We start from the raw sequence: 279 nt of genomic DNA, 5'->3' as shown, positions 1-279 counted from the left end.
AGGAATTTAAAAAAGTTTTAGAAGAACAGGGTGGATTTATCTCTGCGCATGGGGATGGAACTGCAGAAACTGAAGATTAAATTAAAGAAATTACCAAAGCTACAATTAGATGTATGCCTTTAGAGGGAAAAATTGAAAAAGGAATTTGTGTGCTTACTCGCAGAGAATCAGCACGTCGCGAATTGTTTGCAAAAGCGTATTAATTTTTTTTTAATTTTTTTTATAAAAATTGTTGCAACACTTAAATATAGTTGTATATTTGCACCCGCAATGGAAACG

The 279-nt window shown here is 32.6% G+C and carries 1 pseudogene; it reads left to right on the top strand.

The window, feature by feature from the left end:
• Window positions 1–203: pseudogene (locus V6251_RS15440) on the top strand (proline--tRNA ligase); the annotation flags it as partial.
• Window positions 204–279: the final 76 nt, after the last annotated feature.

The organism is Olleya sp. Ti.3.14, from assembly GCF_038154885.1.
Taxonomy (GTDB): domain Bacteria; phylum Bacteroidota; class Bacteroidia; order Flavobacteriales; family Flavobacteriaceae; genus Olleya.
The sequence above is the reverse complement of the archived record's forward strand: the minus strand, read 5'-3'. Positions and strand labels throughout refer to the sequence as shown.